We start from the raw sequence: 16,843 nt of genomic DNA, 5'->3' as shown, positions 1-16,843 counted from the left end.
CTTGTCATGAGACTTTCAACTCGACAGTTCGCAGGACTCTAAGTTTCGTGAGTAGAACAGGACCAACGGGTTTGCCACTCCAGTCGCAGTCGGAGACGGAACAATCTTTCGGGATTCCGTCCGTATTCCTACGGTCGGCGCATGCACCTGCGCCGCGCACGCTCATCGACATCGTGCGGGCCTCAGCCGAGGCCAACCCGGAAGCACCTGCCATCGACGACGGCGACACCACACTGTCGTACTCGGAGTTGCTCGACGAGATCGCGCTCGGTGCGCGCTGGCTCGGTGATGCCGGCGTCGGCGCAGGTGACCGCGTCGGAATCAGGATGCCGTCAGGTTCGCGTTCGCTGTACGTGGCGATCCTGTCGATCCTCGCGGCGGGCGCCGCCTACGTTCCCGTCGACGCCGACGATCCGGAAGAGCGCGCCGAGTTGGTGTTCGGCGAGGCGCAGGTAGCGGCGATCATCACCGGCGACGGAATCCAGCCGGGGACGGCGCCGAAGCGGCTCGAACATCCACCGGTTCGCGAACCCGAACCCGAGGACGACGCCTGGATCATCTTCACCTCAGGATCCACGGGCACCCCCAAGGGCGTCGCGGTCACTCACCTCAATGCCGCAGCCTTCGTCGACGCCGAGGCGCGCATGTTCCTCCAGGACGAGCCCATCGGGCCTGGTGACCGCGTCCTCGCGGGACTCTCCGTGGCATTCGACGCGTCCTGCGAGGAGATGTGGCTCGCGTGGCGCCACGGCGCCTGCCTCGTCCCGGCTCCTCGTTCGCTGGTTCGCAGCGGCATGGACCTCGGCCCGTGGCTGGTCTCGCGTGACGTCAGCATCGTCTCCACTGTGCCGACGCTTGCGTCTCTGTGGCCGGCCGAGGCCCTCGAAGCCGTTCGACTCCTGATCTTCGGCGGCGAAGCCTGCCCACCCGAACTGGCAGAGCGCCTGGCCGTCGAGGGCCGCGAGGTCTGGAACACTTACGGCCCCACCGAGGCAACCGTCGTCGCCTGCGGCGCACTGATGGACGGCAAGAGCCCCGTCAGCATCGGCCTCCCCCTCGACGGCTGGGACCTTGCCGTCGTCGACGCCCAGAGCAATCCCGTCGCGGTCGGCGAGGTGGGCGAGCTGGTGATCGGCGGCGTCGGCCTCGCCCGTTACCTCGACCCCGCGAAGGACGCCGAGAAGTACGCGTCGATGCCCTCGCTCGGGTGGGAACGCGCCTACCGAAGCGGCGACCTGGTCCGGCTCGAGACCACCGGCCTGATGTTCCAGGGCCGCGCGGACGATCAGGTCAAGCTCGGCGGCAGGCGCATCGAACTCGGTGAGGTCGACAACGCCTTGCAGAATCTGCCGGGCGTGAGCGGCGCTGCCGCAGCCGTGAAGAAGACGGCAGCCGGCAACCAGCTCCTCGTCGGGTACATCGCCAGCACGGATCCCGACTTCGATCTCAAGGCCGCTCATGCACTGCTCAGCGAGCAGCTACCAGCAGCCCTCGTGCCGCGTCTGGCGTTGATGGACGAACTTCCGACGCGTACGTCAGGCAAGGTCGACCGCAATGCGCTGCCGTGGCCGTTGCCCGGCGCCGGTGAAGATGCCGGGGCCGCGTTGGGCCTCGACGGCACCGCTGCCTGGGTTGCCGGCCTGTGGGGATCGATCCTGGGAGCCCAGATCACTGGACTCGACGACGACTTCTTCGAAGTGGGCGGCGGATCCCTCTCTGCTGCTCAGTTGGTGACCGCCCTGCGCGAGCGGTTCCCAGAAGTGACCGTCGCACAACTCTACGACCATCCACGGTTGGGATCGCTCGCCGAATATCTCGACGAATTGGCACCCACCGAAACTGTGGAGCCGCGCATCGTCGCTCCAACACCCTTGAAAACTCAGCTGGCGCAGATCGCCGTCACCGTTCCACTCACGACGCTCACCGGACTGCAGTGGGTGACGTGGCTGGCGATCGCGAACAACGTCCTCGGCTGGTTCGTCGACGTCAGCTGGGCACCCACGGTCTCGTGGTGGTGGATCCTGTTGGCGTTCATCGTGTTCATCACGCCGATCGGCCGTATGACCATCGCCGTCGTCGGGGCGCGCCTGCTCCTACGCAAGTTGGAACCAGGAACGTACCCGCGAGGTGGTAGTGAACACCTGCGTCTGTGGATAGCGCTGCGACTCACCGAAGCCAGTGGCGCAGCCAACCTTTCGGGCGCACCGTGGATGCTCTACTACGCCCGCGCCCTCGGCGCCGACATCGGCAGCGGCGTCGATCTCCACACACTTCCTCCCATCACCGGCATGCTCGAACTCGGTGACGGCTGCTCCGTCGAACCCGAAGTCGACCTCTCGGGCCACTGGATCGACGGCGACGTCATTCACATCGGTGAGATCAAGATCGGCGACGGCGCTTCCGTCGGTTCACGCTCGACGCTTCTGCCCGGCGCGCGTATCGGTCGGGACGCCGTCGTCGAACCCGGATCTGCGGTGTTCGGCCGAGTGAAGGCAAACCAGCAGTGGGCCGGCTCCCCCGCCACCAAGGTCGGGAAAGCGAATCATCCTTGGCCGGCCGAACATCCGAAGCGCGCACCCGGCTGGGTGCCGGTATACGGCGTCACCTCGGTCTTCCTGGCCGGTATGCCGATCTTCGCTCTGATGGCCGGAATCGCCTTGATCGGTTGGTGGATCCGCGACACCGACACGCTCGCGAGTGCAGTGCTCCAATCGCTGATCATGCTTCCCGTCGCGACCATCCTGAGTTTGCTCGTCTTCGCAGTCGTCACACTGGTGGCCGTTCGTCTTCTCTCGATCGGGCTGACCCCCGGCTACCACCCTGTCCGCAGCCGCATCGGCTGGCAGGTGTGGGCGACCGAACGCCTGCTCGACTCGGCCAGAACCTTCCTCTTCCCGCTCTACGCGAGCCTGCTGACGCCGGGATGGCTCCGCCTCCTCGGCGCCAAGATCGGCAAGAACGTCGAAGCATCCACCGTGCTCCTCCTTCCCAAGTTCACGACGGTCGCCGACGGCGCATTCCTCGCCGACGACACCATGGTTGCGAGCTACGGCCTCGGCGGCGGCTGGATGCACATCGAACAGGCGAAGATCGGCAAGCGTGCGTTCCTCGGCAACTCCGGTATGACCGCACCCGGTCGACGCGTCCCCAAGAACGGTCTCGTGGCGGTTCTGTCGGCCACCCCGTCCAAGGCCAAGTCCGGATCATCGTGGCTGGGTAGTCCACCGGTACGTCTGAGAAGGGCTGCCGGGGACACCGACGCCGCCCGCACGTTCAATCCGCCGATGCGACTCAAGATCGCCCGCGGAGTGGTCGAAACCTGCCGACTGATCCCCGTGATGGTCACGTTCGGCATCGGTCTCGGCGTTCTGTTTGCACTCGAAGCACTGGTCGGCGCCGTCGGATTCTGGTTCGCGGCTCTGTTGAGCGGCGTAATTCTGCTCGTTGCCGGAGCAGTGGCTGGCGCCATCACCATCGCCGCCAAGTGGATCGTCGTCGGACGCATCGCAAAGGTCGAGCATCCGCTGTGGAGTTCGTTCGTCTGGCGCAACGAGGTCGCCGACGCGTTCGTCGAAACCGTCGCGGCGCCGTGGTTCGCTCGCGCGGCGACTGGTACTGCCGTACTGAATATCTTCTTGCGTGGGCTCGGGGCCAAGATCGGCAAGGGCGTTTGGTGTGAGTCGTACTGGCTACCCGAGGCAGATCTTGTGACTTTGGGCGACGGAGCGACAGTGGAACGGGGGTGCGTCGTGCAAACTCATCTCTTCCATGATCGGATCATGTCCATGGACACCGTCACCTTGGGAGCAGGAGCAACGCTGGGACCGCATTGTGTCGCGCTACCCGCAGCCGGGATCGGCGCGGGAGCGACGGTAGGGCCTGCATCTCTGGTGATGCGAGGTGACACCGTTCCGCCCTCCACCCGCTGGCAGGGCAATCCGATTGCACCGTGGGTGGCGTCGTGAAGCCGAACAGAATGCTCGAAGAGCCGCTCGATCCGTACCTGCCACACAACGGCAACCGCGGTTACCGCGTGTCTCGGTACGAACTGGAACTGACGTACAAGGTCTTCAGTAACCGTCTCGCCGGCAAGGCAGTCATCACCGCTGTCACCACCGAGAGCCGATCCAAGTTCAGCTTCGACCTCGCGCAGAACCTGCAGGTGTCCAAGGTGTCCGTCAACGGTGCCCGCGGCACCAAGTACGCGCACTTGAACAACAAGCTGATCCTCACGCCGTCTACCAAGATCCCCGCGGGCGGTGCCCTGTCGGTCACCATCGCGTACAGCGGCAACCCCGAGCCGATCAAGAGCCTGTGGGGCGAAGTCGGCTGGGAGGAACTCGACGAAGGAACTTTGGTCGCAAGTCAGCCCAACGGCGCGGCGTCCTGGTTCCCGTGCGACGACCATCCGATTTCCAAAGCGTCGTACCGCATCTCGATCACCACCGATTCCCCGTTCTATGCCCTCGCCAACGGCAAGCTGATCCGCAAGCAGACCCGTGCGAGTCAGACGACGTGGGTCTACGAGCAGACCGAACCGATGGCAACCTACCTGGCGACGATTCAGATCGGTCAGTACGAGCACCGACAAGTGAGCGCCGGGCCGGTACCGGTCTTCGCCGTTCACCCACCTCGGCTGCGCGCAGCGTTCGACGTCGACTTCGGGCGCCAACCCCAGATGCTGGAGGTATTCGGAAAGCTGTTCGGCCCGTATCCCTTTGCCGACTACACCGCTGTGGTCACCGACGACGAACTCGAAATCCCCATCGAAGCGCAGGGACTCTCGATCTTCGGAGCCAACCACTGCACGGGTAGGCGCGGTTCCGAACGTCTTGTCGCACACGAGCTTGCCCATCAATGGTTCGGCAACAGCCTCACTCTCGGGCAGTGGTGCGACATCTGGCTACACGAAGGCTTTGCCTGTTACGCGGAGTGGATCTGGTCCGAGAATTCCGGTGGCCCATCCTCGAACCAACTCGCGACCAACGCCTATCAAGGGCTCGGGCGTAAATCTCAGGACTTGATCGTCGCCAATCCCGGGCCTGCCCTGATGTTCGACGATCGAATCTACAAGCGGGGCGCGTTGACTCTGCACGCCCTGCGCGGCGTTCTCGGAGACGAGAAGTTCTTCGAACTGATTCGCCAGTGGACTACGAAGCATCGGCACAGCACGGTCAGCACCGAGCAATTCACCGATCTCGCTTCACGTTTCACCGACACCCCACTGCGCCCTCTCTGGGATGCTTGGCTGAATCAACGCCCGCTACCTCGGCTTTGACGCTTTCCCCCAGCCGTAGCACCACGCCGAAACATTCCGAATGCGCCGATTAGCTTTGTCTTACCTTTACTATAGAGGTGGGCCGAGGGACGACCCCGACAACACAATTCTCAGGGCACGCTTCCTCGACAGGTAGATCGGGGGATCGATGTTTGTTGTATTCACAATATGTTTCGTGATCGGGGTCGTCGCCCTGATCGGAGCCTTTGCCGTCGGCGAGGTTGCAGATCTGGGCGGCGGCCACGCAGACGGGCTGCCATTTCTGAGCCTGACAACTTTGGCCACAGCACTTTTCGGCTTCGGCGCCGGCGGCGTAGCTGCCACTCTCGCGGACGCTCCGACGTTGGTAGCGGTGATTGCAGCACTCGCACTCGCCGCCGTTCTCGTTGTCGTCACGCGCGGCCTTCTTCTCCCCTATCTCCTTAAACAACAAGATAATTCGCACATCGGGCGCAATTCATACCACGGACTGTTGGGCACGGTCACCCTCACCATCGCAGCCGAAGGTTGGGAGAAGTCTCGTTCGTCGACGCCGAAGGCAATCGCGTCCAGGCCAAGGCCGTCAGTGCACAGCCGATGGCGCTCACCACCGGCACCACCGTCTACATCGCCGATGTAGACGATCAATACCTTCACGTCGTCACGGTTGACGACGCGATCTAAGGACTCGATACATGCTGCCAATCATCATCATTGCGGTTGTAGTCGCAGTAATCATCTTCATCGTTCTCCCCGCGATCTACGTGAAGAACTACGTCAAGGTCCCGCCGAACGAAGTGGCGGTCTTCACCGGACGAGGCAAGCCGAAAGTCGTCCGCGGCGGAGCCCGATTCAAGATTCCCGGAATCGAACGCGTCGACATCATGTCGCTCGAGCCGTTCAACGTCAGCATCAATCTCAAGAATGCGCTCTCCAACGACGGTGTTCCGGTCAACGTCGAGGCAGTCGGCCTGGTGCGAATCGGTTCCGCCGACGAAGCGGTTCAGACAGCGGTGCAACGATTCCTGACTTCCGACCTGGACGAGCTCCAGCAGCAGATCAACGAAATCCTCGCAGGCAGCCTGCGCGGAATCACCGCGACCATGACGGTCGAGGATCTGAACTCCAATCGCGATTCGCTCGCTCGCAGCGTGGTCGAGGAGGCAGGCGGCGACCTCGCCCGCATCGGCATGGAAGTCGATGTCATCAAGATCGCGGGAATCTCCGACTTCAACGGCTATCTCGAATCGCTCGGTCAGCGCCGCATCGCCGAGGTCAAACGTGATGCCGCGATCGGAACTGCTGAAGCAGAGCGTGATTCGCAGATCCAGTCGGCAAAGGCGCGACAGGCAGGTTCGGTCGCACAGGCCGAGGCCGACACCGCGATCGCGAGTGCAAATCAGAAGCGCGACGTCGAACTCGCTCGCCTGCGAGCACAGACCGAAGCCGAGAACGCAGAAGCCGACCAGGCCGGACCTCTCGCGCAGGCAACAGCCGAGAAGGCCGTCGGCATCGCACGTGAGCAGGCCGAGGCGGCCCGCGTCGAAGCTCGCACCGAGGTCGAGCGTCGTCGCGCCCAGCAATCGGAAGCGGCATTGCAGGCAGATGTCATTGCACCGGCCGAGGCCGAACGCCAAGCCTCCATCGCACGCGCAGAGGGTGAGCGACAGGCCGCGATCCTCCGCGCCCAGGCACAGGCCGAGTCAGCAAGGCAGGCCGGCGGCGCTCAGGCCGATGCACGAAAGCTCGTCGCCGACGCCGTTCGCTCGGAACAACAGGCTGATGCCGACGGCCTTCGAGCACGTCTGGAAGCCGAAGCCGACGGCCGCAAGGTAGCGGCAGACGCGGTTCGTGCCGAGCAACAAGCCGAGGCGGATGGTTTGCGCGCCAAGCTCGAAGCCGAAGCTGCCGGTAAGCGTCAGATCGCCGAGGCGCTCAATTCCTACACCCCGCAGGCCGCGCAGTTGCTCACTCTGCCCGATGTTCTGGCGGCGTTGGTCGACGCCACCGCAGCGGCGGCGAAGCCGGTCGGCGACATCGACCGCATCTCCATCGTCGGCGGCAGTGATGGGGCCCAGGGTTCGATCGGCTCGATCCTGGGCATCAGCCCCCAGGTGATCGCCGGCGTCATCGAAACTCTCGAAAGCTCAGGCGTCGATATCACCGGATTGCTCAACGGCCTGAACAAGACCGCATCGGTTCCGGTTGGTTCGGTACACAATTCGGTCCACAATTCGGAAAACGGTTCCGCAACTGTAGACGCGTGATTTCGCCCCGGTCCGCCGACTCTCGCAGGGGTCGGCGGACCGGACGGCATCACGCGCTCGGAAGATGTGAACGCGACTTGAAGAGAATCAGAATCAAGCAGGCAGCGGCGGCGGCTGATCCGAACAGAAGAGTCACCGTGTAGCTCAGCGCCGGAATGCTTTCCGACAGCATCGCCAGCAACGCAGGCACAGCAAAACCGATGTAGGTGATCGAGTAGAACACCGCGGTCAGTCCTGCCAGATCGTCCGGCCCCGCGATTCGCTGGATCTCCAGCAACCCGGAAACCAATGCCATGCCGTACCCGCAACCGAGGATCGCTGCAGCCACGATCGCGATCGCCACGGTCAGCGTCGACGCAACCAGAGCAGCGCCGGCCATACCGACGACCAGAAACACCAGAGCCACAACGGCGCCACGAGCACTGCGGTCGGTGTCGATCTTGCGCCCCAACGACTGAATCGCGAATCCGCATGTCAGCGCGACCATGCACAGTAGAGCCGAAAAGGCCACGGGCGCATCGCCACTGTGCCCGGTCATGAGTGCCGGAATAACTGCATACGCGACACTGGCAGCACCGAACACCCACGGCGCCAACGGAACAACAACGTAGAGGAATCTACGATGACCTGCCGAAGGGATCTTGAGGTCGTCGATCAACCTGCGACGGTCGGATTTCGCCTGTGCCGGTCGTGTTTCGGGAGCACGCCACAGCGCGATGGCGGCGAGGACGGTGATCGCGATGTGCAGGACGTACGCCAACACACTCGGCATGGGCGCCCACTGCGCCAAGATTCCCGCGGCACCCGCCCCCAAGGCGAAGCCAGCGGTCAGACTCATCGCCGCTCGCCGAGCACCTGCGCCTTCCGACGCCGTCGAATCCCAAGGTTGCGTGGACAACTCCTTGACCCAGGAGCCGCCGACGGCCATACCGATCCCCAAGGCGATGCCGCAGAGGATTCTTCCCAGAATGAGAGCGGCAGCGGAGTCGGCCCCGAAAGCGAGCAGCGTCGAACCGGCGATCGCGATTATCGGCGCGGGGAGCATGATCGGGCGTCGACCCAATCGATCGGACAGCGGGCCGCCGAGCAGCAGGGCCGGCACAATTCCGACGACGTAGGCGAAGAGGAAGAAGTCGACCATCACCGGCGAATAGCCGTGATCGAGTCGGTACATCACCAGCAGTGGCGTGAATTCGTTGCCGCCCCAGGCCGCGGCGAACATGCTGGCGGCAACGGTCAGCCACAGCCATTTTCCGGCGGTGCCACGTTCACTGCCTGGACGACGTTCGGCTGCGGTCCCAGCGTCTATCGTTTGGGTGCTCATCACAGAGTTCCTTCGAAGCCGAGGCCGTGCACCTGGCGCATGTGTGTGAGGACGGCAGTGTTGTATCCGTCTGCATCGCCTGTTTCGACGAGGTCGGTAAGCGCGGTGTGGTCGGCAAGGATGCGAGACAGTTGGCCGGGGTCGCGTGAGATCGACCGCGCTGTCATCCGTCGTTGCCTGTCGCGCAGACTCGCGTAGAACGAGTCGAGCAAAGGGTTCCCACCGGCGGCAACGATCATCTTGTGAAAGTCGGCATCGATCGCGCTGAACGCGGCAACGTCCCCGCGATCAGCAATCTCACGTTGCTCGATCAGATTCGCGCGCAACGCTGCGACAAGCGTTTCACGTGCGTGCGGTCGGACCGACACCACTCGAACGCTCTGAGTCTCGACGAGTTGTCTGGCACTGACTACGTGTTCCGCTTCCCCATCCGCGACCGGGACGATCAGCGCCCCCTTCTTCGGGTAGAGGCGCATCCAACCTTCCGACTCGAGACGCAGAAACGCCTCACGCACCGGCGTTCGGCTCACATTGGTCCGAGCGGCGATGTCACCCTCGCTGATCAGCTCCCCGCCGGCGAGTTCGCCGGAAAGGATCAGCTCCTTGACTTCGCGGAAGACGGTTTCCGAAGCGGAATACAACATAGACACAAGATGTATTTATACTCCACGCTGGCGGAACCCAGACATTCGGGTCGCCGATCCGAACATCTCGGTCCAACACGGCATCGATCCAGCTAGCATTGCAAGGTGCCAGACAGAAGAGGAGTCAGTTCACGATGAACGGCGCACGCTCCCGCCATCGCAGACTGATGCACTCATGACGTCGCAGATGAAGTCCATGAGGACCCTGACCCGCGAGTGGCTGGCCCTCCCCGATCAATACGACCGATTCACTCGCTATCTCCGCGACAACGGCCTCACGACCGCCACCCGGCTATTACTTGGCATCATTGTCATCGGACTGGGCGTGTGCGCACTACTCAACAGATTCAGTCCGGCTGGTCCGACAAGCACGATTGCGCTGTTCTTCAACACTGTTGTCGTGATCTCGTGCTTCATGGTCGGAGTCTCATGGTGGGTCTTCGGCCCGACAAAGCGCCGCTCGTTCGGTTTCGTAGTCTTCTGCGACATCGCAGTCACGATTTCCGTACTTGGAGATTCCTCGCAGCTTGCGCGATTACTTACCTGTGTCATCTACGCGCTGATCGGTATCTACATCGCCTATTTTCACAATCCGAAGTTGCAGATCGCACACCTGACCTTCTCGGTTGTGATGATCGTGGTGGCTGCGCAGCCGATCCTCTTCGGGCCGGAGCGAGATCCTGCGCTCGGTGTTTCGAAAGTGCTGGTTGTCGTCACCGCACTCGTGGTCTGTGCGTTCATCTCGCAGATCGTGCTGACGATGCTCAGCATGGACGCGTCCAGCTCCGACCTCGATCCCCTCACCGGGCTCCTGAACCGTCGTGGCCTCGACCGCCACGTCGAGAAGGTACTCGCGGAGTTCCAGCGTCAGGAATCGGCGGCACTACTCGTGATCGCGATCGACATCGACCGGTTCAAGACGATCAATGACGTACACGGTCACGACGTGGGCGACCGCATAATTCTCCGGGTTTCACAGCGGTTGTCCGCCTGGGCACATGCCGATGCTGTTGTCGCACGGGTCGGCGGCGACGAATTCATCCTCGCTCAAAGACTTTCCGTGCCGGCCATCGGCCCGATGCTCGACTCGATCGGACCGGCAATGCACTCGAATACCGACGAGATACCGTCGACATCGAGCATCGGAATCGCCGTGCGTACCCACAAATTCGTCGCCGGAGAAGAGCGTGCAACAGCGTTCACCGACATGCAGAAAGTCGCCGATTCGGCGATGTACGAAAGCAAGAGACTCGGCGGCGGACGTGTTCACACGATCGTCACCACCGCGAGCAGGTAGCAGTACGTGAGTTCTCAGTAATAGACCGGCCCCGGCACTCCTCCACCCGCTGCCACCGCGTCACCGGTGATCGCGATGCTTCGCGGCGATGCCAGGAAGGTCACGACGTCAGCCACCTCTTCGGCGTCGATGATCCGGTGTATCGAATTCGTCGCGATACCCCGCTCCACCTCCGCCTGCGAGCGGCCGGATTCTTCCGACTCGCGCGCAATCCGCGCGGTCAACCTCTCGGTCCGCGTCACGCCCGGATGGACGACGGTGACGTTGATTCCCTTGGGGCCCAGCTCGTCTGCAAGATTCTTGGTCAGCGCAGACACACTGACGTTGCGGATCGTGTGGGCGATCGAGGTTGCCTGTCTGGCACCCAAACCGCTGATGTTGATGATCCGACCCCAACCCTGATCGATCAGATACGGCGCTACAGCACGCGCAGTGCGCAGGTAGCCGAGCACTTTCACTTCGACTTCGTCGCGCACGACGTCGTCTGTGGTCGCCTCGAAATCCGTCGGCTTTCCGGCGCTGAACGGAGTCGCTGCGGAGTTGACCAGAATGTCGACGCCGCCGAACTCCTCTACTACTTGCCGCACCGACGCTTGAACTGCGTCGTCGTCTCGTGTGTCCGTCACGACTCCGGTCGCACGAATTCCGAACTCCGAAGCCAAATCTCGGGCAACATCCACGACCGTTTGCTCAGTGCGCGCGAGTATCGCGATGTCGACCCCTTCAGCGGCCAGACCTCTGGCGATTGCCAGACCGATCCCCTTGCTACCACCGGCAACGATCGCACGCTTTCCAGACAGGTGAAGATCCATACCTGCGACACTATCCAACAGGCGATCCCCGATCTCTACGAAGAGGGATCGGGGACCGACTGGATTGTTTCTGTGTCTCAGACCATCAGATCCGCGTACAGGTAGACGTTGTCGGCGTAGTTACCCACACCGTCCTCGAATTGCAGTTCGCCGCCGCAGGTTACGACTGCCAACTTGCGAGGGCCCTCCGGGCCGGCCAGCACGCTTTCCTCCACGCCATCGGCCTTCGGGCGCGTCGTCACCGCAGTCACCTTCCACGACGTGCTCTTGCCCGTCGCGTCGGATGTACGGATCACTTCACCCGGTTCGATCGTGCCCAGGTCGAACAGCGCACCGTTACCCTGGCCGGTCAAATTGACATGCCCGGCAATCAAAGTCGTGCCGGTGACCGAGTTGAGCGAGGCACCGTCGAGCCAGATTCCGACGTTCTTGACGTTCTCCGGCGGAGTGAGAACTCCTTCCGGCACGGTGGCGTCCACGATCGGCGCCTGAACACCGACCGGATCGAGCGAAAGGGTATTGGGAGCCATCAACTCATCCGAAGGCGCCGCCGGATTCGCAGAGTGCGACATGACAACTCCCGGACTCGGCGGAATCGCAGCATCGTCATCGGAGGATCGCAGGCCGACGAAAGCCATGGAAGCACCGGCGACAAGCAACGCGACGAGGGCCAGGATGAACGCGACACGACGCCCCTTGCCGATGTTCGCGGGCTGATCGCGGTTGGAATCGTCGTATGGATTGGATGGATTGGGATCCGACTCGTACATGGTCATCGAACTGTCTCCTGCGGGATGAGGCACCCCCGGCGCCTCTTGCGAATTGACCCCCTGCGTCTGATCTGTGTCGGCACCGATCACACGAATCGTGACCGGTGCCGACGTCTACTACATCTGCCTGGCGTCAGGAACGCTTGCGGCGGAGAGCAACTGCTCCGGCAGCAGCCATACCGACAAGCCCGAGGCCCGTCACTGCGACGGCAACATTGCGGCCTGAATTCTGTTCAGCGGCACCACCGTCGATGGCAACCGGGCGAGGTCCGGTGGCCTGCTTCGGAGCCGACGGCGCCGGAGCAGCGGGAGTTGCAACCGGCTGCGACGGAACAGGCGCACCCGGAACTACGGGCACGACCGGCACAATCGGCACGATGGGCACGATCGGAACAATCGGCACGATGGGCACAATCGGAACGACCGGAGTTGCAGGCGTCGTGGTTGCCGGTGTCGTTGTTGCCGGTGTCGTCGTTGCGGGTGTCGTCGTGGGCGCTGCTGCATATCCGACGCTGGCAGACGCATTCATCAACGCCGGCCGAACGGTGTCGAACGACGCGAAGATCTGGCACTGTGCGCCTGCCGTGTTCCAGTGCAGGTTCTCGACCGAATCCGGAATGACGCTTGCGGTCACGGAGTAGTCACCGCTGTCCGCAGTGGTGAGGCACAGATCCACGGCAGTCGGTGCGTCGCCGCGGCCGTCGACCGTCAATTGGTTTGCGCTCAACGTTGCCTTGGCGTTGTCGCCACAGACGGTGAGTTCGGTGCCCGCCGAGGACTGAACATTGATCGGCTTCCGGTACATATTCGTGTTCAGGGTGAACACGGCAGTCTCGCCGGCCTTCAGAGTTCCCGTCGCGGGTGTCTTACGAACGAGGTCGAGCGTCTGCGTGACGTTCATGATCTCGACGATGCGAGCTCGCTCGTCGTCGCCGATGTTCCTGTCGCACAGGCTTTTGAAATCGGCCATCAGCGGATTGTCGTAGTCCGAAACGCACCACACCAGCGTCTGCCGCGCCGAACGCGCATCCTCACTGCCATTTCCCGAAACGACGCCGTCGAGCTTGGCGGGATTCTGCAGCAACCAACTGATGACAGCGCGATCGTCGGCTGACAGATCGGGATTGCCCGATGACGGAACCGTCGCACCCATCTCGTCGTTGTGCTTGTCCACGGGCAAACCGTTTTCGTCGACGCCGGCACATGGATCGAGATCGAAGTCCGTGCAGTACATCCATTCCGACTTCGCAATTCCGTCGACGTCGCGGACACCGCAGACCGGAGCATCCACCGCGGCCGATGTACCCCGATCGGTGGTGCCGTACATCGGCACGATGTTGCCGTCGTTGAAGTGATCCAGCCGAATGCCGGAGATGTCGAGCATCTGCTCTGAGGGCGTGTACTCGGTGCCCTCACACAACCCGGCGGTGAACGCCGGAGCAGCCGCGGTTCGCACCGGCATCGGCGCGGACACAGCTGGTGAAGCAAAAGCAACGCTACTACCGGCCACCGTTACGGCAATAGCTGCAGTTAGCGAGAGCCGGAGAACAAGCGGCCTACGCCGTGAACCAGACACAGTCATCAAAGCTTCCCTTTCAAGACATTTCGGTAGCGGGAAGGTTGCTTGGATTCCCAAGGCCACGCCACCCAGCGCTCACTTCCGAGAGGATCGGCTGATCGCTTTTGGCAACCAGCCAGTTACTAGATGGCAATGTAGTGCATGTTTCAAGAAAGTCCACCCGATCGTCGAGCCCCCGTACGCAGCTTGAACCTCCGGACGACGAGTTAGCCAACAAGATGACTGCACCTTTGTCCAACCGCACAACTATCGCGATCAACTCAAAATCGGCTCACGTAACCGGGGCGTTCCCGGCATTCCTCCGACGCTAGCCGGTCGGTAACTCGGACATTCTGGGGAAACTCACAGCAAGGGGCGTTTTCAGCGCGCACACAAAAGAAGGGGTCCGCAATGCGGACCCCTTCACCGGAACTTCCAACCGAGACTGCTTTGTCTGGATTCAGACAACTTGCAGATACTCGGAACAATCCACCGATTCCCTAAATGTGATTTGCCTCACATTTAGAGAATCTGTTGGTTTTGTTCACAGTCTTAACCAATCTTTTGGTCCTCTTTGTGTCGATTACCCAGATCTTCGACGGCGGCAATCTGCCCCCGACAGAGAGCGGAGTACGAGCCTCGGATCAGTCTCGGACCGGAGGCGCCTTCCTTGTGGTAACCGCAATGCGATTCCACGCATTGATCGTGAAGATGACGCTGATGAGCTGGGCCAGTTCCTCCTCCGAGAATTCGCCGGCCGCCTCGCTGTACACCTCGTCCGGAACGAAACCGTCGGTAAGGACTGTCACGGCCTCGGTCAAGGCGAGTGCGGCGCGTTCGCGATCGGAGTACATCCCTCGCGCTTCTTCCCACGCGTTCAGTAGGTAGAGCTTCTGCTCCGTCACGCCGACCTTTCGGGCGTCGCGAGTGTGCATGTCCAGGCACCACGCGCAATGATTCAGCTGCGACGCACGCGTGAGGACCAGCTCGACGAGCGTCGGCTCCAGTCCCTTGCGCGCAGCGGCATCCAACGCAATCATCGCCTTGTAGACCTCGGGCGCCAGCTTTGCGATATCCAGTCGTTGGCCTGTTGTTGTAGTCATACTCAAACCGTAATCCCGAAAAGACCCCGAATCATGGTTCAATCCGGTGATGAATTCATGGGCCAATCTTGGGTTCGATCTGCATATCGAGCTGCCACAGGGAATCGGGGTTCGCGCTGCGCTGCTTCAGACGCTTCGCGACGCGATCGACAGTGGACTGTTGAAGCCCGGCACCAGACTCCCACCTTCCCGCACCCTCGCACTCGACCTCGGAGTTGCCCGAAACACCGTTGCGGACTGCTATGCCGAGCTCGCCGCCGCGGGATGGCTTGTCACGCGGCCGGGTTCCGGAACCGTGGTCGCCACGCTCGCCAGCACACACAGTCGCGAGGTCGATCCATCACCGACCCGACGGCGCTTGACCTACAGCCTTCTCCCCGGATCACCGGACGCTTCGGCGTTTCCCCGCACTGCATGGATTTCGTCCGCCAGACGTGCTTTGACCACCGCGCCGACCGACGCTTTCGCGACCACTGATCCCAGAGGCCGAGTCGAACTCCGAAACGCCCTCACCACATACCTGAGCCGCACCAGAGGCGTTCGCGTCGATCCGAGCCGCATTGTGATCAGTGCCAGCTCGGGTCACGGGATCTCCCTCCTCGCCCGTGCACTCGGAGGAACGATTGCGGTCGATGCTTTCTGCCTTCACCTGCACCGACAGTTACTCGTCGACGAAGGACTGCTGACAATTCCCATTTCAGTCGACGAATCAGGGACTTGCACAGACGAATTGGCGTCAACGTCTGCTGAGAGTGTTCTGCTGACGCCGACCCATCAGTTCCCTCTCGGAGGTCCCCTCACGCCGGCGAGGCGCGCGACCGCTCTCGAATGGGCCTCGACTACCGGTGGCGTCATCATCGAGGATGACTACGACGGCGAATTCCGTTACGACAGAAAGCCTGTCGGCGCACTCCAAGGAATCGCGCCGCAGCACGTTGCGTACCTGGGCACTGTCAGCAAGACACTGTCGCCGGCCATTCGCATCGGATGGATGGTGTTGCCGGACAGGCTGATCGAACCCGTCCTCGCAACAAAGGGACCCTACGAACGCTGGGTAAGTTCAACGGATCAATTGACCTTGGCAGACTTCATTGAATCCGGAAGATTCGACAGCCATATTCGAAAGATGCGTACCTCTTATCGACGACGACGCGATCAACTGGTTGCGACCCTTGCACAGCAAGTACCCCGGGTCAGGGTCGCGGGGATCTCCGCGGGTCTTCACGCTGTGATCCGCCTTCCCTCCGGCACCGAACAATCTGTTCTTGCGGCGGCGCAGGCGCGCGATCTCGGGCTCGAAGGGTTGTCCGTCTTCCGACATCCCGACGTATCGTCAGTCGGCGGTGACGGCATCGTCGTCGGTTACAGCACGCCGACGCAGTCGCAGTACTCCAGAACGCTGGATGTGCTCTGCGAGGTGTTGCAGGCGGCTCTGCGATAACGCCTGTCGGATCTACCCATCCGCTCACCTGCCCTGCCCTGCCCTGCCCTGCCCTGCCCTGATGGAGTGAACGTACCGTTCATCTCGTTGGAGGCGGTGAGAGTGTCGTTCACTCGATCCCGGACGGGGTGGTGAGCCGGCCGTGCGCCCGCCCCTTGATGGTGTGAACGGTACGTTCGGTCGATCTGAGGCGACGAAAGTACCGTTCGCTCGATCCGGGGGGTGGTTTTTGGGGGGTGTTTTGGGTACGAGAAAGCCCCCCAACCATCACTGGTTGGGGGGCTTCTCAAGTTGTGTTCGGCGGTGTCCTACTCTCCCACACCCTGTCGAGTGCAGTACCATCGGCGCTGAAGGGCTTAGCTTCCGGGTT

The 16,843-nt window shown here is 62.3% G+C and carries 11 protein-coding genes, 1 rRNA gene and 1 pseudogene; 6 read left to right on the top strand and 7 right to left on the bottom strand.

The annotated features are described in order from the left end of the window. Positions 1 to 71 precede the first annotated feature (71 nt). From B0E55_RS00060 to B0E55_RS00045, 4 genes and pseudogenes are all read left to right on the top strand, one after another. The gene (locus tag B0E55_RS00060) at positions 72 to 3,965 is read left to right on the top strand and encodes a Pls/PosA family non-ribosomal peptide synthetase (protein WP_003941141.1); all 3,894 of its coding nucleotides are present in this window, start codon (positions 72 to 74) and stop codon (positions 3,963 to 3,965) included. Between the two features lie 11 nt (positions 3,966 to 3,976). After that, positions 3,977 to 5,278: a M1 family metallopeptidase gene (locus tag B0E55_RS00055; RefSeq protein ID WP_044480251.1), complete on the top strand. Its 1,302-nt coding sequence runs from the start codon at positions 3,977 to 3,979 to the stop codon at positions 5,276 to 5,278. A gap of 148 nt (positions 5,279 to 5,426) precedes the next feature. Next, positions 5,427 to 5,941: pseudogene (locus B0E55_RS00050) on the top strand (hypothetical protein). 11 nt (positions 5,942 to 5,952) lie between these two features. Beyond that, positions 5,953 to 7,524, top strand: a complete 1,572-nt coding sequence (locus B0E55_RS00045; RefSeq protein WP_020906004.1) for a flotillin family protein — start codon at positions 5,953 to 5,955, stop codon at positions 7,522 to 7,524. 49 nt (positions 7,525 to 7,573) lie between these two features. Here B0E55_RS00045 and B0E55_RS00040 read toward each other — a convergent pair whose 3' ends face one another. Together B0E55_RS00040 and B0E55_RS00035 are read right to left on the bottom strand one after the other, a co-directional pair. Further along, positions 7,574 to 8,848: an MFS transporter gene (locus B0E55_RS00040; protein WP_080908853.1), complete on the bottom strand. Its 1,275-nt coding sequence runs from the start codon at positions 8,846 to 8,848 to the stop codon at positions 7,574 to 7,576. Then, positions 8,848 to 9,492: a GntR family transcriptional regulator gene (locus B0E55_RS00035; protein ID WP_021342704.1), complete on the bottom strand. Its 645-nt coding sequence runs from the start codon at positions 9,490 to 9,492 to the stop codon at positions 8,848 to 8,850. The genes B0E55_RS00040 and B0E55_RS00035 overlap by 1 nt, the downstream gene beginning before the upstream one ends. Positions 9,493 to 9,667: 175 nt before the next feature. On the opposite strand from B0E55_RS00035, the gene B0E55_RS00030 reads away from it, so the two are divergent. Beyond that, positions 9,668 to 10,789, top strand: coding sequence for a GGDEF domain-containing protein (locus tag B0E55_RS00030; protein ID WP_019746669.1), 1,122 nt, complete (start codon positions 9,668 to 9,670; stop codon positions 10,787 to 10,789). 14 nt (positions 10,790 to 10,803) lie between these two features. On the opposite strand, the gene B0E55_RS00025 is transcribed toward B0E55_RS00030, so the two are convergent. The 4 genes from B0E55_RS00025 to B0E55_RS00010 form a co-directional block, all read right to left on the bottom strand. Next, positions 10,804 to 11,601 carry an SDR family NAD(P)-dependent oxidoreductase gene (locus tag B0E55_RS00025; RefSeq protein ID WP_020906001.1) on the bottom strand — a complete coding sequence of 266 codons (798 nt, stop codon included), beginning with the start codon at positions 11,599 to 11,601 and terminating at the stop codon, positions 10,804 to 10,806. A 77-nt stretch (positions 11,602 to 11,678) separates the two neighbouring features. Then, positions 11,679 to 12,377 carry a class F sortase gene (locus B0E55_RS00020; protein ID WP_070387124.1) on the bottom strand — a complete coding sequence of 233 codons (699 nt, stop codon included), beginning with the start codon at positions 12,375 to 12,377 and terminating at the stop codon, positions 11,679 to 11,681. A 127-nt stretch (positions 12,378 to 12,504) separates the two neighbouring features. Continuing rightward, a complete protein-coding gene (locus tag B0E55_RS00015) occupies positions 12,505 to 13,953 on the bottom strand; it encodes a thioester domain-containing protein (RefSeq protein ID WP_241895975.1) in 1,449 nt (482 codons plus the stop codon). Between the two features lie 620 nt (positions 13,954 to 14,573). Next, the gene (locus B0E55_RS00010; RefSeq protein ID WP_020905998.1) at positions 14,574 to 15,032 is read right to left on the bottom strand and encodes a carboxymuconolactone decarboxylase family protein; all 459 of its coding nucleotides are present in this window, start codon (positions 15,030 to 15,032) and stop codon (positions 14,574 to 14,576) included. 49 nt (positions 15,033 to 15,081) lie between these two features. Here B0E55_RS00010 and pdxR point away from each other — a divergent pair, with 49 nt between their 5' ends. Beyond that, positions 15,082 to 16,473: a MocR-like pyridoxine biosynthesis transcription factor PdxR gene (gene pdxR / locus B0E55_RS00005; protein ID WP_198538378.1), complete on the top strand. Its 1,392-nt coding sequence runs from the start codon at positions 15,082 to 15,084 to the stop codon at positions 16,471 to 16,473. A gap of 295 nt (positions 16,474 to 16,768) precedes the next feature. Here pdxR and rrf read toward each other — a convergent pair. Continuing rightward, positions 16,769 to 16,843: ribosomal RNA gene (rrf, locus tag B0E55_RS32575) — 5S ribosomal RNA — on the bottom strand; the annotation flags it as partial.

The sequence above is a fragment of the Rhodococcus sp. 66b genome (assembly GCF_002076325.1).
In the GTDB taxonomy this organism is placed as follows: domain Bacteria; phylum Actinomycetota; class Actinomycetes; order Mycobacteriales; family Mycobacteriaceae; genus Rhodococcus_F; species Rhodococcus_F erythropolis.
This window is presented reverse-complemented; position numbering and strand designations above follow the sequence as displayed.

Bases quoted from the DNA above. Each gene is read 5' to 3' on its own strand.
- B0E55_RS00055 (WP_044480251.1), top strand. From the start codon at position 3,977: ATGCTCGAAGAGCCGCTCGATCCGTACCTGCCACACAACGGCAACCGC.
- B0E55_RS00045 (WP_020906004.1), top strand. From the start codon at position 5,953: ATGCTGCCAATCATCATCATTGCGGTTGTAGTCGCAGTAATCATCTTC.
- B0E55_RS00040 (WP_080908853.1), bottom strand. From the start codon at position 8,848: ATGAGCACCCAAACGATAGACGCTGGGACCGCAGCCGAACGTCGTCCA.
- B0E55_RS00035 (WP_021342704.1), bottom strand. From the start codon at position 9,492: ATGTTGTATTCCGCTTCGGAAACCGTCTTCCGCGAAGTCAAGGAGCTG.
- B0E55_RS00030 (WP_019746669.1), top strand. From the start codon at position 9,668: ATGACGTCGCAGATGAAGTCCATGAGGACCCTGACCCGCGAGTGGCTG.
- B0E55_RS00025 (WP_020906001.1), bottom strand. From the start codon at position 11,601: ATGGATCTTCACCTGTCTGGAAAGCGTGCGATCGTTGCCGGTGGTAGC.
- B0E55_RS00020 (WP_070387124.1), bottom strand. From the start codon at position 12,377: ATGACCATGTACGAGTCGGATCCCAATCCATCCAATCCATACGACGAT.
- B0E55_RS00015 (WP_241895975.1), bottom strand. From the start codon at position 13,953: ATGACTGTGTCTGGTTCACGGCGTAGGCCGCTTGTTCTCCGGCTCTCG.
- B0E55_RS00010 (WP_020905998.1), bottom strand. From the start codon at position 15,032: ATGACTACAACAACAGGCCAACGACTGGATATCGCAAAGCTGGCGCCC.
- pdxR (WP_198538378.1), top strand. From the start codon at position 15,082: ATGAATTCATGGGCCAATCTTGGGTTCGATCTGCATATCGAGCTGCCA.